An 18,979-nucleotide genomic window follows, 5' to 3' on the forward strand; every position below is an offset into this window, starting at 1 on the left:
GCCAGCGCGCTCACGGGTGCTGCGATGCGGCGGCTTCGGGCGTCAGATCTTGTACGCGTAACTGATGGCGAGGTGGCTGTACGAACGCGAGCTTTTTCGTGACCTGCAGGTCCGCGTTGACGTGGACCAGCTCACCGGATCGCACGAGCTGCCAACGGTCGTCGTCCATCGGCTCGCTGGCGAAAACCACCGAAGGCTCGGTCGTCAGGTCGTCGGAATGCGCGCTGATACCAGGGGTGCGCATCCGCAGCCGCGTGTGCGCGACGTCACGGCGGTCGAGCATGTACAGCGCATGGGTGTCGGGGTAGCGCAGCGCCCATACGTCGGTGGCCGTGCTCAACACCAGGTTGACGGCATAGATCGGAACGTGGTCGGCCAGCCAGCCGACCGCCTCGACAATGCCTGCGCCGACATCGTCGGTAGCGCGGATCGTGGCGGTGATCAGCGCGAAGACCCGCTCGGAGTCGGTTTGGCCGGCCACCAGGCCGTCGACGCCCAGTTCATGCAGTCGGGCGTCGAGCACGTCGAGGCCCTCGACCACACCGTTGTGCGCGAAGATCCGCCCGTCCTGCAGGAAGGGGTGAGTGTTCACGGCGTCGAGGGCACCGGTCGATGCGTACCGCACGTGCGCGACGAACGTCGTCCCGGTCATGTCGTGGGCCTCAGTGGCGAAAGCAGCGTCATGCCACGCGGCGATCGGCTGTTTGCGTACTACCGGCTGACCGTCGCTGTCGAACACCCCCAGCCCGGTGCCATCCGGGTTGCGCCGGCTCTGCTCGGCGAGATTGTCCGGTGCCTCCAACAGCCAGAAGGTGGCGGTCACCACCCGCCGACCGGCATGCAGTGCGAACAATCGGCACATGAACCCGATCCTCCTCGTTGAGATTGCACCCACGGTTGCGGTTTCGCGGAAATCACAGCCATCAGCGCAATTTCGTCGAACAAGGAGTAGAGGACCTGCAGTAGCCCTAGGCCGAGCGAAGCGCTGGCGCGGACTTACCGCTGAACAGCGGCAGGTCGAAGTAGGTGGCGATACCGGGCTCGGCCGCGCACACCGCCGGAACGGAGTTCACGCAGTGCGCCGCTGTCGCGACGATTCCCGGGTTGCTCTTCAAACCGGCTTCGACGCTTTCGGGTTGGAAGCCCTTCACGGTGACGGTGAAGTCAGGGTTACCGCGAACCTCCATTTCGTAGCGCTCGCCTGCCGGACCGAAAGTCCATGCGGGATCGAGGTTTTCCTGACCCATCAGCCAGTTGACGGTGACTCGCACAACGACCTCGTCGCCCACCAGCGCCTCCCAGTGGAAGCGCCTGCCGGCGACCTGTCCCGGCTGGATCGCGCCCATCGGCGAATCGATTGGCGCGGTAGCGACTGCAATCTCTTGGGAGGTGCGGATTTTCGGATCGGCATTGAATCCGACTTTGTCGACGACCATCTTCACGGCCTGAATGAAGCCACCGTCCAGCAGCTTCTGCATCGGACCGGACAACGCCTTTTCGGGCGTGTCGCCGAAACCCATCACGTAGCGCAACACGTCTGGGGCGTTGTAGGTGCGCAGATCGGAAAACTCCTCGGCGCGAACGAAAGTCACGCCGGTCGTCATCACCGACAGCAGCAGCGGAAATTTCTCACTGATGCCGCCGGGGGCGATGCCGGTGCCGTGCAGCGTGGCATTGCCCTCCAGGGCCGCAGCGCGCAGTGGCGCGTCCTTCTCGCCGGGATAGAACCAGCCGAGCGGCGTCACGACGTTCTTGCCGGACCGTAGCAGTGCGGCCACCTCGTCGGGGTTGGGCAGCAGCGGGGCGTAGATCACCGCGTCGGCATCCAGCGCCAGGATGTCGTCGACGCTGTTGGTCGCGGTGACACCGAGAGCGTCGGTTCCGATGATCTCGCCGACGTCCTTGCCTGCCTTGTCCGGCGAGTGCACCCAGCAGCCGGCCAGCTCGAGGTCGGGGTGTTCGAGCACGCCCTTGATCGCGGCGACACCGACGCCGCCGGTGGCCCACTGCACGACACGCAACACCATGCCCATACCTTTCGAACTAGAACACGTTCTATGTAGGTCTACACCACTGATCCAGCCGACGGCGCCGCTTTAAGCGTTACGGTGTTAGCTGGAGGCGACGGCGTATGAGCGGCACCGACGAGGATTCACGGGCAGGCTCGGACTTCGGACCATATCGCTTGCGGCGGTTGATCGGCCGCGGTGGGATGGGCGAAGTCTACGAAGCGGAGGACACCGTCAAGGACCGCATCGTCGCGCTGAAACTCTTGCCGGAGAAGATGTCTCACGACCCGGTGTTCCGCACCCGGCTGCAACGCGAGGCGCACTCCGCGGGTCGTCTGCAGGAGCCGCACGTGGTGCCGATCCACGACTACGGCGAGATCGACGGACTGCTCTACGTCGACATGCGACTGATCGACGGCATTGATCTGCGCAGCTTGCTCAAACAGTACGGACCCATGAAACCCGCGCGGGCGGTGACGATCATCCGCCAGATCGCCTCCGCGCTGGACGCCGCGCACGAAAGCGGCGTGATGCATCGCGACGTCAAACCCGAGAACATCCTGATCACCCGAGACGACTTCGCCTACCTGGTCGACTTCGGCATCGCCAACGCCGCCACCGACCAACACATCACCGAACTGGGCACCGCCGTCGGCACGTACGCGTACATGGCGCCGGAACGGTTCACCAAGGACGAGGTGACCTATCGCGCCGACCTCTACGCGCTGACCTGCGTGCTGCATGAATGCCTCACCGGCTCGCAGCCCTTCCCCGGCGACAGTGTCAGCGTCGTCATCACGTCGCATCTGATGGAACCTCCGCCTCGGCCGAGCCAGGTGCGGCCGGGCGTCCCCACGGCCTTCGATGCGGTGATCGCGCGCGGGATGGCCAAGAAGCCTGCCGATCGCTACGCCAGCGCCGGTGAGATGGCGGCGGCGGCCGAGGCCGCATTGGCCGATCGAGCGACGACGGTCCTGCCGCGCCCCGCGGTACCGGCCGCGCCGGTGTTTGCGCCACAGTATGTGGCGCCCACGCCGCCGCCGGTTCGCCGCAATCGCACCCCGTGGGTGGCGATCCTGGCCGCGGGGGCGGTCGTCGTCGCGCTGTTCGGCGCGTTCGGCATCTGGTGGCTGGCCGGGCGCGACGCGTCCGACGCGGGCTCGCCGGTGACCGCCACCGAGGCCGCCGAGGTGCCCGCGGACAGCCCCGATTCGCGGCTACTTGCGTTGTTGCCCAAGAGCTATGCAGACGACGCGTGCAAATCGATCCGCCCGCCGGCACCCGGCGCGCTGGCCACCGTCGACTGCGGCAAGAGCTCGGCGCCGGGTGGGCCGGCCGCCGCGCGCTACTCGCTGTTCCCCGACCTCGCGACGCTGGCCAACCACTTCAACGAGGCCATCAAGGAGAACTCGCAGCTGCAGCGCTGCCCGGGCAGCGCGGTCGACTCTCCGACCAGCTGGCACTACAACGCGACGCCGACCAAGGCGGAGGGCTCGATCGCGTGCGGCACATACCAGGGCCGCCCAGACCTCATCTGGACCAAAGATTCGGCGCTGCTGCTGGCCGACGCGCAGGGCCCCAGCATCGACGACCTGCACAAATGGTGGCTGAAATACGCCTGAAGAATGACCCCGCTCTAGACACCCGCCCGCGCGTATGTTTCTGTCGATCGCAGGACAGCGAAGGGATGTGCGTTATGCCGAACAAGGTTTTCGTCGTGGGCGTGGGGATGACGAAGTTCGAGAAGCCGGGCCGCCGCGAGGGCTGGGACTATCCACAGATGGCCAAGGAGTCCGGCACCAAAGCGCTTGAGGATGCGGGCATCGAGTACTCGCAGGTGCAGCAGGGCTACGTCGGCTACTGCACGGGCGACTCGACGTCGGGGCAGCGGGCGCTCTACGAGCTGGGCATGACCGGCATTCCGATCGTCAACGTGAACAACAACTGCTCCACTGGTTCGACGGCGTTGTACCTTGCGGCGCAGTCAATCCGCGGCGGGCTGGCCGACTGTGCGATCGCGTTGGGTTTCGAGAAAATGCAGCCCGGCTCGCTGCAGGGCGGCGCCAGCGACCGTGAATCGCCGATGGGCCGCCACGTCAAGGCGATGGCCGAGATCGACGAGTTCGCGATGCCCGTCGCGCCGTGGATGTTCGCCGCCGCGGGACGCGAGCACATGCGCCAACACGGCTCCACCGCAGAGCATTTCGCGAAGATCGGGTACAAGAACCACAAGCATTCGGTGAACAACCCGTACGCCCAGTTCCAGGAGTCTTACACGCTCGAGGACATCATGGCGGCGAAGATGATCTCCGATCCGGTGACCAAGCTGCAGTGCTCACCGACGTCCGACGGCTCGGGCGCCGCGATCCTGGCCAGCGAGGCATTCGTCGACAAGCACGGATTGGCCGGGCAGGCAGTCGAAATCGTCGGTCAGGCGATGACGACCGACTTCGAGTCGACGTTCGACGGCAGTGCCAAGAACCTGATCGGCTACGACATGAATGTCCAAGCGGCGCGCCAGGTTTACGACCAGTGCGGACTGGGGCCGTCCGATTTCCAGGTCATCGAGCTGCACGACTGCTTCTCGGCCAATGAGTTGCTGCTGTACGAAGCGCTGGGGCTGTGCGGTGAGGGCGAGGCGCCGAAGCTGATCGACAACAACGACACCACTTACGGCGGTCGCTGGGTGGTCAACCCGTCCGGCGGGCTGATCTCGAAGGGGCATCCTTTGGGCGCAACGGGTTTGGCGCAGTGCGCGGAGTTGACGTGGCAGCTGCGTGGCACCGCCGACAAGCGGCAGGTGCCCGACGTCAACGCCGCGCTGCAGCACAACATCGGCCTCGGCGGCGCGGCCGTCGTCACCGCCTACCAGCGCGCCGAGCGGTAGATCTCCCATCGCGAGCAGACGCAGAATCGCACGATTCAGGCGCCCGCAGTGCGATTCTGCGTCTGCTCGCGCTAGTCGAGGGTGATTACCTCGTAGGCGCCTTCGGCGTGGCGGGCGCGGATGGTCTTCTTGTCGTACTTGCCGACGCTGGTGCGCGGCACCTGGTCGACGAACGCCCACCGTTCGGGTAGCCACCAGCGAACCACCTTGTCCGCCAGGAACTCTCGCAACTCGTCCGGCGTTGCCGAGGCGCCTTCGTGCAGCACCACCACCGCCAGCGGGCGCTCCTGCCAACGGTCGTCGGGCACGCCCACGACGGCGGCCTCCAGCACCGCCGGGTGGGCGATGAGGTGGTTTTCCAGCTCGACCGACGAGATCCATTCCCCGCCGGACTTGATGACGTCCTTGGCGCGGTCGGTCAACGTGACGTAGCCGAGCTCGTCGATGCGGCCCACGTCGCCGGTGCGCAACCAGCCGTTGTCGAACTTGGAGTCGTCCTTGCCGCGGTAATAGCCGCCGGTGATCCACGGGCCGCGTACCTCGAGTTCGCCGACGGCCTTGCCGTCGTGCGGCAGCGGGTTGCCCTCGTCGTCGACGATGCGCGTCTGGACCCCGCACATCGGTCGGCCCTGGGTAGCGCGCAGCGCCCAATACTGATCGCCGGTGATGCCCGGCGCGGGCCACGCCACGGTGGCCAGCGGCGAGGTCTCCGTCATCCCCCACGCCTGCTGGATCCGCACGCCGTGGCGCTCCTCGAACTCCTTCATCAGCGACAGCGGCACCGCCGATCCGCCGCAGGCGACCAATCGCAGCGACGAAATGTCATGTCCCGGATTCTTTTCCAGACAATGCAGGACGTCGTTCCAGATCGTCGGCACCGCACCGGCGATCGTCGGGCGCTGCGTTTCGATCAGGTCGATCAGCGACGGCGCGTCCATGAACCGGTCGGGCAGCACCAGGGCGGCACCGGCCATCATCGCGCCGTAGGGCAACCCCCACGCGTTCGCGTGAAACATCGGCACGATCGGCAGCACCGAGTCGGTGAATCCCACGTCCAGCGCATTGGCGGTGCACACCGTCAACGAATGCAGATAGCTCGAACGATGACTGTAGACAACACCTTTCGGGTTTCCTGTGGTGCCGCTGGTGTAACACATTGCGGCCGCGGAGTTCTCATCCAGCTCAGGCCAGTCGAACGTCGGCGATTCGGCGGCCAGCACCTCGTCGTAGCGCAGCACCGTTTTACCCGACGAGCTCAATGGCTCCAGATCGCCCTCCCCCACGGCGATCACCGTGTGCACGGTGTCCAGCAGCGGCAACACCGGCGCCAACGCAGCGGTCAACGACAGATCCGCGACGATCACTTGATCCTCCGCCTCGTTGGCGATGTAGGCGATCTGATCGGGCGACAGCCGGATGTTGAGGGTGTGCAGCACCGCGCCCATCGCGGGGGCGGCGAGGTAGGCGGCCATGTGTTCGGCGTTGTTCCACATGAAGGTGCCGACACGCTGGTCGCCGGTGATGCCGAGGCGGCGCAGCCCGTTGGCCAGCCGCGCCGCCTGCTCCCCGAGCTCGCGGTAGGTGATACTGCGATAGCCGCCCTGACCCGTCGCGGTGGTGACGGTGCGATCGCCGTTGACGGTGCAGGCGTGACGCAGGATGGCCGTGATGGTCAGCGGGACGTTCTGCATGGTGCTTTGCATCGGCCCGATGCTAGTGAACGGTCGGGACGCCGGGAACGAAATGAGTCGCCACGACGATGTATCTGGAGGATCATTGACGGTGCAAACGACGGGAGGCGCGGTTATGCGTACTACATGGGCGCTGGCCGCTGCGGCCGCAGTGGCGGGCGGGGTGATCGCCGCGCCTGCGGGCCTCGCGTCGGCGGAGACACCGCAGGAGCTGATCAATCGGCTGCAGGGCGAGGGCTACACGGTCAACATCGACCGGATCGGCACCGCGCCGATCAATGAGTGCGTCGTGACCAATGTCCGCAATCCGAAGACCATCACGCAGCTGGTGCCCTACATCGGGCCGGGCGATCGCGACAATTCGGTGCTGATCCCGAGGATCGTCAGTCAGTCGATCTCGGTGACGCTGGACTGCACCCGCTAGCGTGCGATTTCGGCGCGTAGGGTCGCGCTCACCGCGACCAGCTACGCCGAAGTCACCAGTTCGGGCACCGCGATGGGATCCGTCGCGAGGAACTGCGAGTAGAGCATCGGCGACTCGGTCGAGACGGAGAACACGCTGATCCCACCGGAGTAGTCGGCAACATACAGGCGGTCCCGCGTGGCCGCGACGCACGACGGCCGGGCGCCGACCTGGACGGTCTCGAGAAGCTCATTTGTCAACGCGCACAACACCACAACGCGGTCGTAGTCGACGACGTACACGCGCGCACCATCGGTGCTGAGAACCAGCTGCGTGGGCGCACCGCCGAGCGTGACGGTGTCGGTGATCCGCTTGGCGGCCAGGTCGACGACGTCGACGATGCCGCCATGCGCCCGATCCGAGCTCAGCACGTATGCGGTGGCGTCCGCGCCGAGCGCGAGGTCGCGGATCGGCGACCCGATCCACACGCTGCCCTCGACCTGGGCCGTTTCGATGTCGACGATGACCAGCTGGCTGCCGCGCGCATCGGTGGTCGCGACGTACAGGCGCCGGCCGAGCGGATCCACCCGCACGGCGTCGGCGCTGATGCCCGGCCCGTGGGCGATGTCGATGGTGCCGACCCGCTCCGCGGTGGTGTCGATGACCGCGATGTCGACGCGGTCCGTGCCGGTCCGGCCGGCATAGACCCGCTTGCCGTCGGGGCTGATCGCCAGCGCGGTGATGCTGAACGCCAGCGGGTAGGTCGCGATCACGCTCATCGTGTTGGTGTCGAGGACCGCGACGCCGTCGGTGCCCTCGGTCGCGGCGGTGACGTAGGCGCGATCGTCGGCGACGAGTGCGGCGAACGGCTGCGGCACCGCGATGGATCCCTCGACGGCCAGGGTGTCGCGGTTGAGCACCAAAACACTGTGGTCGGCGGGGTTGGTCACGACGATCTTGCCGCCGTCGGCATCGACGCCGAAGTCGCCGACGGGTCCGCACTCGACCGCGACGGCACATTCGGTGGGCAGGGCGGCATTTGCCATGTTCATGGGGTACCTCCGCCGGCCTGGCTCGTGCCGGCACTTGAGTTCAGCTCTATTCGCGCCCGTCTGGCGCGATCCGGGTCGAGTCTAGCGACGAAAATTCGGGCTCCGCGACGGCGCAATGACGAATCGCGAACCAGCCGCGAGAAGCTCTCAGAGTGCGCTTAGGAAACTCTTGGCTATTGCGCTAGCAACTCATCTCAGCAAGCATGAGCATGCTGTCTAGCTGCATATATGACTGTCTCGCTATCGAATTTCGTTCACCACGGAACGTGTCACAAATGCGCGATTCTTAGCATTGCCGCGAAAAATGAGCGGTAAATCACATCCAGACACGCCAGCAAACTCCACATGTTGCACAAGCCGGTCCCGGCGCCCCGCCCGACGCATCGTCATGTCCACCGCCTCGGCCCCGGTTCGCATTCGCTGGCCACCGCGCGTTCACGGCCCGTTCCCGTTGCCGCCAAACCGATCCCGCGCTACTGGCCGAGAGTTACCCCGATGATCTGGCCGCATTGGTGCACCCCGGCATCGTCGGCCTGCTCGAGCACGACCGGGGCGATCTGGTCCACACGCTCGACGTGTATCTCACCAACGGCGGCGACGCCCGCAAGACCGCTCGCGAGCTGCACCTGCATCGGTCGACGCTGTACTACCGGCTGGACAAGCTCGCCGAGGCGATCGGCAGCCACCTCAGTGACGGTGAGACCCGCTTCGAGCTGACGCTCAGCCTGCGGCTGGCCGTCCTCGCCGGGTTGTATACGCCCCGTCCGACTGTTGTCTGAACCGCACGACCAACTTTCGGGACAAATTCGCCGCTCATTCGGCCACCCCGCCACGCCACGGGGGCATACGTTCAAATGTGACGCAGATCACTTCGGGCAGGAGCCGGCGATGGCTGGAACACCAACACTGAAAAAGGCGCTGAGCCAGCGGCAGCTGCGCATGATCGCCATCGGCGGCGTCATCGGCGCCGGCCTGTTCGTCGGCTCCGGCGTCGTCATCGGCGACACCGGCCCTGGCGCATTCCTCACGTACGCGCTTGCCGGCGTGCTGATCATCATGGTGATGCGGATGCTGGCCGAGATGGCCGTCGCGAACCCGTCGACCGGATCGTTCGCGGACTACTCGCGCGCCGCGATGGGCAACTGGGCGGGTTTCTCGGTCGGCTGGTTGTACTGGTACTTCTGGGTGATCGTCGTGGGCTTCGAGGCGATCGCGGGCGCGAAGATCATCCAGTACTGGATCGACATCCCGCTGTGGTTCTGCTCCCTGATCCTGATGATCTTGATGACCGCGACGAACTTGTTCTCGGTGTCGTCCTTCGGTGAGTTCGAGTTCTGGTTCGCCGGCATCAAGGTGGCCGCGATCGTGGTGTTCATAGCCCTCGGTGGGCTGTTCGTGCTCGGGCTGTGGCCCGACAAGGCGATGGACTTCTCCAACCTGTGGAGCCACGGCGGGTTCTTCCCGATGGGTGTCATGGCGGTCACGGTGGGTGTGGTCACGGTGATCTTCTCGATGGTCGGCGCGGAGATCGCGACAATCGCCGCCGCGGAATCGGCGGACCCGGAGCGAGCGGTGGCCAAGGCGGCCAACTCGGTGATCACCCGCATCGCGGTGTTCTTCGTCGGGTCCACGTTCCTGCTGGCCGTCATCCTGCCGTGGAACGACGAGGAAGCCGGCGCATCCCCCTTTGTCTCCGCATTCACGGAGATGGGCATTCCGTACGCCGACCACATCATGAACGCGGTGGTGTTGACGGCGGTGCTGAGCTGTCTGAACTCGGGTATGTACACCGCGTCGCGGATGTTGTTCGTCCTCGCCGCTCGGCGGGAAGCGCCCGCGCAGCTGGTCCAGGTGACCCGGCGCGGGGTGCCGGCGATCGCGATACTCGCGTCCTCGGTCGTCGGCTTCTTGTGCGTCATTGCCGCAGCGATCTCGCCGGACACCATCTTTGCGTTCCTGCTGAACTCCAGCGGCGCGGTGATCCTGTTCGTCTACCTGCTCATCGCGGTCTCGCAAATCATATTGCGCCGGCGCACCCCGGATTCCGAGCTGAAGGTGAAGATGTGGCTGTTCCCGGTCCTGTCGATCATCACCGCGGGCGGGATCGTGGCGATCCTGATTCAGATGGGCCTTCAGGCGAATGTCCGTTCGCAACTGGTGCTGAGCCTGCTGTCGTGGGCCGTCGTCGTCGGGCTGTACTTCTTGAACCGGTGGTACGTCAATCGCCGGCCCGTCGTCGAGGGCGCCGCGCCGACGGGCCGCCCCCATCGCGTGCTGGTGCTGGCCAATCAGACGGTCGGCTCGGCCGAGCTGCTCGACGAGCTCCGCCGGATCGGCGCGGACCAGGAGACCACCTACCGTGTGGTGGTGCCGGCCAGCCCGATCGACACCGGCGTCGCGTCCACCCACGGACCGCTGGATATCGCAGAGGCAACCCAGGAGGCCGCGCAGCGACGGCTGGACCACACGCTGAGCATCCTGCGCTCCGAAAACCTCGACGCGAACGGCGAATTGGGCGACTATCGACCGCTGCGGGCATTGGCGTCGGCCGTCGAATCGTTCCATCCCGATCAGATCGTGATCTCGACGCTGCCGCCCGAAGAATCGGTGTGGCACCGATTCGATGTGGTGGACCGCGCCCGTGAACGGTACGACGTGCCGGTCACCCATGTGGTGTCGCGGCTACAAACGGAGGAACCCGTGCCATGACGATCCTCGCCGGATTCAGCGCGAGCCGGCACGGCAGCGCACCGATCAACCTGGCGGCCCAGATCGCGCGTGGCACAGGCGAAAAGGTCGTCGCGGCAGCGATAGTCGAGCGGCCGTGGCCGCCGCGCGGCGATCCGGTCGAGGACGAATATCTGCGGTATGTGACATCGCAGGCGGCAGAAGCATTGGACCGCGCGGCGGGTCAGTTGCCCGAAGACCTCGAGATATCGACCGTGGTGCACCAATCGACTTCTATCCCAACGGGTTTGATCGAGTTGGCGACGGCGCATGCGGTCTCTTTGGTGGCGGTCGGATCGTCGTCGTCAGGTCTGCTGGGCCGGGTGGCATTGGGCAGCGTCACCGAACGACTGGTGCACACCGTGGAGGTGCCGGTGGCGATCGCGCCGCGTGGGTACGCGCTGCAGCAGGGTCCACTGCGCCGGCTGACGGCCGCGTACGGCGGCGACGCCGACATCAACGGGCTGGTCCCCGCGGTCGCGGAGTTGGCGAAGGAATGGTCGGTGTCGTTGCGGATGGTGTCGTTCACCGTGCGGCCGGTGACGATGTTCGGCGGCTCGATCGAACGCTCCGCGGAGGATCTGGTCGTCGAACAGTGGTCGCGGCGAATGTACGACGATATCGTCAAGCAGCTCAACGCTGTTCGTGAGCGCATGGCCGTTCCCGACGTCGACGTGGTGGTCGGCAGCGGTCACGATTGGCGCGAGGCCGTCGAAAGTGTGCCCTGGGCAGCCGGCGACATGCTGGTGCTCGGATCTGGCGCCGCCGCGCAGACCGCGCAGGTGTTCCTCGGTTCGGCCGCGTCGAAGATCCTGCGGCATTCGCCGGTGCCGGTGATGATCGTGCCGCGGCGAACTCGGGCGTAGCTCGCGCATTTTGACGATGCCGCTGATTTGACCGCAGATCAGCCCCATAACGTCGGGGGATTTTGATTTGCCGAGTTTTGGGTACTCCCTGCCCGTCGATAGGTCGGGGTTGCGAATCGGTGGGAGTTGAGATGCGTTTGGTCAAATTGATCCTCGGTGTTGCGGTCGCGGTGAGCTGGGCGTTGTTCGGCGTACCCATACCCACCGCGTCTGCGCAACCGTGCCCTGACGTCGAACTGGTCTTCGCTCGGGGTACCTACGAGCCGCCGGGGGTCGGTGCGACGGGACAGGCGTTCGTCGACGCGCTGCGTGCACAGGCCGCGCCGAGAACGGTCTCGGTGTATCCGGTGAACTACCCGGCCAGCGGCGACTTCGGCGATCGCATCCAATTCGCGCGGACCGTCGTCGACGGAATCCGAGATGCGGCCAGCCATGTCGAGGCCACGGCCGCGAACTGCCCGGACACCAGGATCGTGATCGGCGGGTACTCGCAGGGCGCGGTTGTCGCCGGCTATGTCACCGCCGCCGACGTACCGGAGGAAGTGCCGCCCGAGTACATGCAGTACATCCCCGATCCCATGCCGGATGAGGTGAGCCGGCACGTCGCCGCGGTGGTGCTGTTCGGGTTGCCGTCCGATCAGTTCATGCGCGACATCGGCGCGCCGCCCATCGTGATCGGGCCGTCGTACACCGACAAGACGCTGAAGCTGTGCGTTCCGGAGGACACCATCTGCAACGGTGCGCCTGCGGGCGGACCGAGCTTTGCGCACGGGCTGTACACCGTGAATGGAATGGCCGGGGAGGCAGCGGCATTCGCGGTCGGGCGGCTTTAGTTGGACTCGCGTGTAGCGCGCGGATGAACCGCGCTGTTCAACTTTCTGCGGCAACCAATAGCTGGGGTTGCACGACATTCAGCCGCAGCGCAGCGGCGGTCGCCGGGCCGACGATGCCGTCCACTTTCAGACCCCGGGTGCGGCGCTGGAATTCCCTGACGGCGGCCTCGGTTTGGGGCCCGAAGATCCCGTCGACCACCAGATGCCCGGCGTATGCCGCATAGCCGTACTTGAGCCGCCGCTGTAGTTCGGCGACCTGCGGGCCCTCCGATCCGCGGAACAGCAGGATGTCGGCGTACTGGCCGACGGGGACCGGCGGGCGGGGCGTCGGGGCAGGATGCGGGATGATGCCGATCCTGGCCTGAATGTCAGCACGCAGGATGTCCATGTCGATGGCGCCGGGATCCCATTTGCCTTGCGCCCGACCGGCATACTCCTTGTGACCGATGGTGCGGCTGGAGTTCTGCGCGAGTCGGCGATTGATCGCCGCGCAGCAGCGGACGAGCGCAAAGTACTGTGCGTCAGGCCAATTCGTGCGATGGGGTGCGGTGGGACTGGTTCCGCTGTTGGCGCACTCGATGCCGATCAGGTGCCAATTGCCCATGTTGGCGGGCAGCCACGGGTACATGCCGACGCCCGCGTGCCACGCGACGCCGAGCGCGACGACGGTGACGGTGCCGTCGCGGGCGATGTGCAGCTGCGAAAGTGGCCCGGCGAGATCGGGTCGGCCATTGGCGATCGATGCGGCGCTGGCGTGGTCAGACCCGGTGTGGTGCACCATGACACCGCGGATGTCCTTGAAATCGCCGTGGCCACGGTTACGCCAGCCGGGGTACTCGACGAGGTCGACGCCCTCGGCGCGCAGCACGTCGGCGAGCCAGATCGGGTCGCCGATCCATGGCCGTGTCTGGGGCAACGAAAATCCCTTCCTCTCGCGGTAAGTCGGGCCGCATCGCCAGCGGTGCGGCGCGACCCGAAGCGCCCCCAACTACCATCCATGTTACGTGTGTTTCGAGGCCGGTGATCGGTGGCGGGATGCGCTATGCGCCAACTCTTTTGCCCGATACCGTGCCGGTGAATATTGACGTTTACCAAGGTTGAGCGCCAGCCGTACCGACCGTGCGATCTGCGTCGTTCTGGACACGATCGGCCGGTTAGCCGCGGCCGTGCGAGTATCGGTGCATGGACTCTCACGACGACCCCGAGGCCCGCGTCCGGGAATTGGAGCGCCCTCTTGTCGACGTTGCGCGCGCATCCGAATTGGGGACGGGTCACGCCGACGCGGCGTCCCGGGACTTTCGCGGTTGGTGGCTGGTGTTCGCGTTGGTCGCGGCCGGCTCAATCGCGGTGGCCGGCACCGTCTACATGGTGTCGGCGGGGAGTTCGGAGGGCGGTTCGCCCGTAACCCGAGAGGCGGACTCTGGCAGCCCGAGCACGTGGACGAGGGAAGTGCCGGTGCCGACGGTCGAGAGTGCGCCGCCGGGCGGATCGGTGATCGTCACGGGCGTCGGCGCACGCAAGAGGATCGCGTGCGACGGCGGCTCGGTGATCATCAGCGGTCTCTCCCACACGCTCGAGATCACGGGGCACTGCGCGAGCGTCGCGGTGTCGGGTTTTGACCATGCGATCAGCGTCGACTCGGCCGATACGATCGCCGTGTCCGGGACGGGTAATCGGGTCACATACCACTCGGGGACGCCACGGGTGGCCAACGCCGGTGACTCGAACGTCGTACAACAGGGCTAAAGTTGTGTCACGAAACGATTCTCGCGCATTCGGCGGCTGATCCGGGCGCTCCGCAGGTCAGGAATGTGACGTCGGGCAGGGTCGCTTCCTCTGCCGGCGGGAACATGGGCGGATCCGGCGGCAGCAACGGGAAGATGCTGGCGCCCTCCACTCCGATGGACCGTCGACCTCATAGCGATAGCTGCCGTTGAAATCGTCTGCGGCAGCGGGGCTCGCGAAACCGATAGCCGCCACGGCAAGAACCGCTGCCGGAATGATGCCCGCACTAACCTCATGATCGCCCTTCGTGGATTGACCCGACCCGCACCGAACGAGCAGCGTGCACAATGAGATTGACGTTGGCGCTCGGCGTCGGCGGAGTGATCGGCCAAATCGCCACCAACTCGTCGAACGGGGAGAGCCTGCTCGCGATTGCCCTCATCCTTGCGCTGGCGTGCTATCCCTTGGCGTTGGCTTTCTGCGTCTGGAACTGGGGATACCGACAGGGCAGGACCGGCTCAAGCGTCGGCAAGTCGGTGCTGAAATTCAAAGTTGTCGGCGAAAAGACCTGGGAGCCGATCGGATTCGAAAACTCTCTGGTTCGCCAGGTCGTCCACTTCTTCATCGACACCGCGTTCTATATCGGCTTCTTGTGGCCGCTGTGGGATAGCAAGCGGCAAACGTTCGCCGATAAGATCATGGACACAGTGTGCGTACCGTCAGACCGAGCATTTGCCTCCGGTGAACAGGTCGCAGGTGGTCTGCAGGCCGTTGAGCACGCCGGCCGGGATCGCGGAGATGAAGTCGGTGACGCTGATGGCTCGCAATGAGGTGAGGTCCTTGGCCCGTTGGGAGCCGATGAGCACCGCCACCGCGTCACCCTCGGGCGTGGTGATGGTGAACGAGTCGTCGCCGTCGCCGTACTGTCCCGCGCAGTCGCTGGTGCAGGCCCCGGTGGCGGGATCGATCTTCTCGTCGAACATGTCGTTGATCCATCCGGCCGACAGCTCGCGGACGGCCAGCGGGTTCTGCGGCTGCGGGAATCCGGCGATGACGTACGCAGCGACCTGGATCAGCGGGTTGCCGCCCTGCATCGGGTCCATGTGCACGCCGTCTTCGAGCACCACCCCGGTGAACTGCCCCGGCCTGGCCTCGGTCAGCTGGTCGTTGACGTCGCTGAACACGTTGAGGTAATTCAGCGGGGCGCCGATCTCGTAGATCGGGATGTAGTCGTTCGGGTCGTCGTCGCTGGGGTCGGCGGTCCCGTTCGTCTCCAATTCGTCCAGCCGCTCCATGGCATCGGGGATGATCGACCCCATCGGCACCGCATCGTAAATCACCACGCCGGCAAGGTGATTGGGCGCGTCCAGACCCTGCTCGCGCCGGCGGGTGAGCCCCTCGGCGTAGTAGCCGGCGACTCCGGGCGCGAAGCCACCGCCCAACGAGTGCCCGACGAGGACGAACTGCAGTGGCACATCGACGTTCTCGGCCCGGCCGGCCTTGAGTTCCGCGGTGTCCATGCTGGCATTCAGGGCCGTACGCTCAGGATCGAGGAACAGCTGCGCGACCGCCTCGTGCAGGTTGTCGCCGCCCAGCCACATGCCGTCGGCCTCGAACGGGTTCGACGTGTAGGTGGTGGTGACGACGATGCTGTTGGTCTGGTCGGCTAGATAGGACGCGGTGTAGCTGTAGAGCGGCCCATTCGCCAGGAAGCCGTGCTGCAGATAGATCAGCCGGGTGGGCGCGGGTTCACCCTCCTCGGTGTTGGGGAAGTACCAGTTGGATTCGACTTCGTGGCCCTCGGAGATGACGAGAGTGGACGTGCTGACCTCCACCTTGTCGCGCAGTTCCGGCGGGACGACGGGGTCGCCGCCAACGGCCCGTTCCAGCGTGGCGAGGGTGTCGAACACGACATCGCCGACGAGCGACAGCGGTTTCGGATAGTCCTGCGGCTCGGGATTGAGGACGATTGCTCCGAGGGTCCGCAGCACGTCGTGGATGGCCTCGACGGGATCGTCCTGGGCCGGGGTCGGCGGCGTCAGGGCTTCGCGGAGTGTCTTGCCCACAGTGGCGCGCTGTTCGGTAGCCGGTTCCGGTTGCGACGCAAGTGAATCCACGGGCTCACTTGGCTTGGTCAGCGCGGATCGGATGCTGATCGGCGGGCGAACCCGGACTTCGGCGATGCGCGGTGCGCTCTCGGTGACATTGCGTGTTGCGCTCTCGGCGACATCGCTGACAGCACTGCGAGCGGCGTCGCCCATCTCGCGTACCGCGTTTCGGACGTCGCGGCGGGAATCCTCAATCGCTTTGCGCGCCTTTACCCGAACGGAATCGGCGACCTCGCGCGCTGGCCGGTTGGATTCCGCGGACTTCGCTGTCCGTTGTTGGGCGTTGTCGGTCTTCTCGGCCGACTTTTCTGCGGTTGTGGTGTCGGCGGCTTCGGCTTTCGCCCGCTGTTGCTTCGCCGGACCCCTGTTCCGGTTGGGCCGTTGAGTGTCGTTCTGCGACGACGACGCCTTCGCCTCCTGCTTCGATGAGCCGTCCTCATCGGCGTTGGCGGTTCCCGCTCCCGCGAGCACGGCCGCCGATAGCCCGGCCGTGAATACTCCGGCACCAACCCACACTGCAACTCGCGTCATGCTCCCCCGCCCCCTTGTGCGTCGAACTTAGGGAGGCTAACGGATGCGCTCGGGGTTGCGGGCCAATTTCGGGGAGATCAATTGATGCCCAGTGGCGTCAATGCGGGTGGGAATGCCAGTGCCTGCGGTCGCACTCGACCGACATGGTGCGGATTTTAGGACGCCGCACTTGGCGTTTTGACTACTCGCTGCTTTTGATGACATATGACCAATCGGGGCGTTGAACTGCAAGGATGTGTCCTGGCGTTGGGATGGCCTTTGATGGCGCAACCCTGGTTCCTGCGGGCCGCCGGCGTGATCATCTAGTTCTTGTTGAGGCCGAACTGTCGGGTCAGAAGAACGTCCTTCCAATACGATTCCCGGTCCAGGACTTCATTGTCGGGGGTGCGCATAGACCAAAACTCCAGCAGCGCAAATCGGAGGTTGGACCGAGCGTATTCAGGCCCCTTCTGCCCCACTAGCTCCTTGAGTGCGACGTTGTTGCCGTGCAGGCCATCGACATACTGGCGCAGCCGGGCCCAGATCCCGGTGTCACCGTAGGCCGCACCTACGTAGGCCCGACCAGTCGAGATGTCATGGATCACGTACACGCCCTTCATGTATTGCAGGGCGCCGCGCCAGTCATTCCACTCTTGCGTAACTGCAGTCTCTAATGCACCAAACGTGTGATTGATCCGGTCGTGCCCAGGAAATGGCTCACCCGTGTACGGAAGCTTGGAAACGGACACCACCTCGATGTCGTCGAGATAGGTGTCCATGTTGAGTCGGATGGCTCGACCGGTCGGGCGAAACCTCACCCACAGGCGCTGGATCAACGGACCCATGAGGTCGTCACGCAACGCGATCTTGTACGAGTGGGCGTTCGGCTTGTCTCCACGAGCCTTAACTTCGAAAACGCCGCCAAATAGCCAGAGAGACGGGTCGTTGCGGTCCCGGGCCAGCGTGAAGATGAACTGTCGGTTGAACTCATTTCGGGCGGGTCGCCACCGGCTCCACTTCACCCACTCGTCCCATGAGCGCGTCAGGACGTCGATTGGGTGGTCGGTGCCGTTGAACACGGCGCAGTGTAGCTTGCACTCGGCTGGATCGAGATCACCGAGAAGACTCCTGAGTGCTATTGGCCCCACGTCAAAGATGGTAGCTGCATTGCGGCCACCCCTTGCGCGACCGGTCTTCCAGATCCAATTTTGGCCCCTACTTAGCTTAAGTTCGTGCGCACCGTCTTCGCGGATCTTGATGAGTCGTTGCACAGGTCGTCGGGTAGTGGGTCGGCGGCGGTGAGGTTGTGGTCTCCGGCCTTGCGAATCGTCGGGCACATCGAGCCGATCCATCTGTGACCCAAGTCAGGTGTTGCGGGATTGCCACGGCAGCACGTATGTGGGCACCAGCGAGGGCGCTGGCGTCACGGTCCATGTGCTCCAAGTAGAAATTTGCTCCACGTGGATGGCCCCGGCACGTCATAGCGACAGCTGCCGCTTAGGTCGTTTACGGCGGCCCGGCTCGTGAAACCGACCGCGGCCCGACAAGAACTCCTGCCGTCGTGCGCCAATGTGTCGGGCGTGATTTCGGCTCCGATCAATTGGCCGTCTGCGACGGGCAGGGCTGGCGGGTCAGGCAGGCCGCGTACGGCACGTGTGAGGCCGCGCGCAATGCCTTGAATCACTTGCTCGTACAGCTTCACCCCAACTTCGACTTCGACGGCCTGCTTTGTGCCGAAGGCACGTTGCGGTCAAGAATGCTGTTGGCCGCAGCCAGGCCGACGTTCGGCGGTACTTCGTCATCAAACGCCAAGTGCCCCAACCGACCTGCTGCCGCAACGGCCATCGCCTCAAGCCGCCGCTTGGCAGCGGCAATCACCTGACGGGGCTGCGCCGCAGTGCTTGACGCACGTTGTACCACCGTGGGTTGCGTAGGCGCGGCAGGGCTGGCCGTTCGTCCGTCGCGCTGAACACCCCACTGCAGGGTGTAGCGCACGTGTCATTGGTCAGCAGTCTTAGGCGAAGGGTTTCTGTCGTCATAGGTCGACCCCATGCTCCTAGTCTCCTTCGTCATCGCGTCGGGCGCAGGTCGCTCGAATTGCTCATGGCCAAACGGATGCCGTTGCGAGGGGTGAAGCATCCCGGGTTTGGTGCACACCTCGTTTTGTG

15 protein-coding genes and 1 pseudogene are annotated in these 18,979 nt (G+C 65.4%); 9 read left to right on the plus strand and 7 right to left on the minus strand.

The genetic code is table 11. The features are described 5' to 3' along the window. Positions 1–10 precede the first annotated feature (10 nt). Both CWS39_RS22830 and CWS39_RS22835 read right to left on the minus strand, forming a co-directional pair. Positions 11–862 carry a class II glutamine amidotransferase gene (locus tag CWS39_RS22830; RefSeq protein ID WP_102145184.1) on the minus strand — a complete coding sequence of 284 codons (852 nt, stop codon included), beginning with the start codon at positions 860–862 and terminating at the stop codon, positions 11–13. A gap of 106 nt (positions 863–968) precedes the next feature. Next, complete coding sequence (locus CWS39_RS22835; RefSeq protein ID WP_199178264.1) at positions 969–2,033, minus strand: NAD(P)H-dependent amine dehydrogenase family protein; 1,065 nt, start codon at positions 2,031–2,033, stop codon at positions 969–971. Positions 2,034–2,131: 98 nt separating this feature from the next. On the opposite strand from CWS39_RS22835, the gene CWS39_RS22840 reads away from it, so the two are divergent. Together CWS39_RS22840 and CWS39_RS22845 are read left to right on the plus strand one after the other, a co-directional pair. Continuing rightward, positions 2,132–3,631 carry a serine/threonine-protein kinase gene (locus CWS39_RS22840; protein WP_102145185.1) on the plus strand — a complete coding sequence of 500 codons (1,500 nt, stop codon included), beginning with the start codon at positions 2,132–2,134 and terminating at the stop codon, positions 3,629–3,631. A 74-nt stretch (positions 3,632–3,705) separates the two neighbouring features. Next, positions 3,706–4,896, plus strand: coding sequence for a lipid-transfer protein (locus CWS39_RS22845; RefSeq protein WP_102145186.1), 1,191 nt, complete (start codon positions 3,706–3,708; stop codon positions 4,894–4,896). Positions 4,897–4,967: 71 nt separating this feature from the next. On the opposite strand, the gene CWS39_RS22850 is transcribed toward CWS39_RS22845, so the two are convergent. Continuing rightward, complete coding sequence (locus tag CWS39_RS22850; RefSeq protein WP_199178265.1) at positions 4,968–6,599, minus strand: fatty acid--CoA ligase; 1,632 nt, start codon at positions 6,597–6,599, stop codon at positions 4,968–4,970. Between the two features lie 103 nt (positions 6,600–6,702). On the opposite strand from CWS39_RS22850, the gene CWS39_RS22855 reads away from it, so the two are divergent. Beyond that, positions 6,703–7,011, plus strand: coding sequence for a hypothetical protein (locus CWS39_RS22855; protein WP_102145187.1), 309 nt, complete (start codon positions 6,703–6,705; stop codon positions 7,009–7,011). Positions 7,012–7,052: 41 nt separating this feature from the next. On the opposite strand, the gene CWS39_RS22860 is transcribed toward CWS39_RS22855, so the two are convergent. Next, complete coding sequence (locus tag CWS39_RS22860) at positions 7,053–8,036, minus strand: YncE family protein (protein ID WP_233213640.1); 984 nt, start codon at positions 8,034–8,036, stop codon at positions 7,053–7,055. A 518-nt stretch (positions 8,037–8,554) separates the two neighbouring features. Between CWS39_RS22860 and CWS39_RS29770 the strand changes: the two genes are divergently transcribed. From CWS39_RS29770 to CWS39_RS22880, 4 genes are all read left to right on the plus strand, one after another. Next, on the plus strand, positions 8,555–8,821 hold the full coding sequence (locus tag CWS39_RS29770; RefSeq protein ID WP_233213641.1) for a PucR family transcriptional regulator: 267 nt from the start codon (positions 8,555–8,557) through the stop codon (positions 8,819–8,821). 109 nt (positions 8,822–8,930) lie between these two features. Then, on the plus strand, positions 8,931–10,751 hold the full coding sequence (locus CWS39_RS22870) for an amino acid permease (RefSeq protein WP_102145189.1): 1,821 nt from the start codon (positions 8,931–8,933) through the stop codon (positions 10,749–10,751). Then, positions 10,748–11,635 carry a universal stress protein gene (locus CWS39_RS22875; protein ID WP_102145190.1) on the plus strand — a complete coding sequence of 296 codons (888 nt, stop codon included), beginning with the start codon at positions 10,748–10,750 and terminating at the stop codon, positions 11,633–11,635. The genes CWS39_RS22870 and CWS39_RS22875 overlap by 4 nt, the downstream gene beginning before the upstream one ends. A 131-nt stretch (positions 11,636–11,766) precedes the next feature. Further along, positions 11,767–12,468 (plus strand): cutinase family protein, encoded by a 702-nt coding sequence (locus CWS39_RS22880; protein WP_102145191.1) that lies wholly within the window; start codon positions 11,767–11,769, stop codon positions 12,466–12,468. A gap of 37 nt (positions 12,469–12,505) precedes the next feature. On the opposite strand, the gene CWS39_RS22885 is transcribed toward CWS39_RS22880, so the two are convergent. Continuing rightward, on the minus strand, positions 12,506–13,384 hold the full coding sequence (locus CWS39_RS22885; RefSeq protein WP_102145192.1) for a peptidoglycan recognition protein family protein: 879 nt from the start codon (positions 13,382–13,384) through the stop codon (positions 12,506–12,508). A 266-nt stretch (positions 13,385–13,650) separates the two neighbouring features. Here CWS39_RS22885 and CWS39_RS22890 point away from each other — a divergent pair, with 266 nt between their 5' ends. Beyond that, on the plus strand, positions 13,651–14,214 hold the full coding sequence (locus CWS39_RS22890; protein WP_102145193.1) for a DUF3060 domain-containing protein: 564 nt from the start codon (positions 13,651–13,653) through the stop codon (positions 14,212–14,214). Positions 14,215–14,561: 347 nt separating this feature from the next. Further along, a pseudogene (locus CWS39_RS22895) lies at positions 14,562–15,023 on the plus strand (RDD family protein); the annotation flags it as partial. Here the strand turns inward: CWS39_RS22895 and CWS39_RS22900 are convergent. Together CWS39_RS22900 and CWS39_RS22905 are read right to left on the minus strand one after the other, a co-directional pair. After that, positions 14,913–16,832: a hypothetical protein gene (locus CWS39_RS22900; protein WP_142386910.1), complete on the minus strand. Its 1,920-nt coding sequence runs from the start codon at positions 16,830–16,832 to the stop codon at positions 14,913–14,915. The pseudogene CWS39_RS22895 and the gene CWS39_RS22900 sit on opposite strands and share 111 nt — an antisense overlap. A 302-nt stretch (positions 16,833–17,134) precedes the next feature. Further along, positions 17,135–17,890: a GIY-YIG nuclease family protein gene (locus CWS39_RS22905; RefSeq protein ID WP_102145195.1), complete on the minus strand. Its 756-nt coding sequence runs from the start codon at positions 17,888–17,890 to the stop codon at positions 17,135–17,137. Between the last annotated feature and the right edge of the window lie 1,089 nt (positions 17,891–18,979).

The organism is Mycobacterium hubeiense (assembly GCF_002838065.1).
In the GTDB taxonomy this organism is placed as follows: Bacteria; Actinomycetota; Actinomycetes; order Mycobacteriales; family Mycobacteriaceae; genus Mycobacterium; species Mycobacterium hubeiense.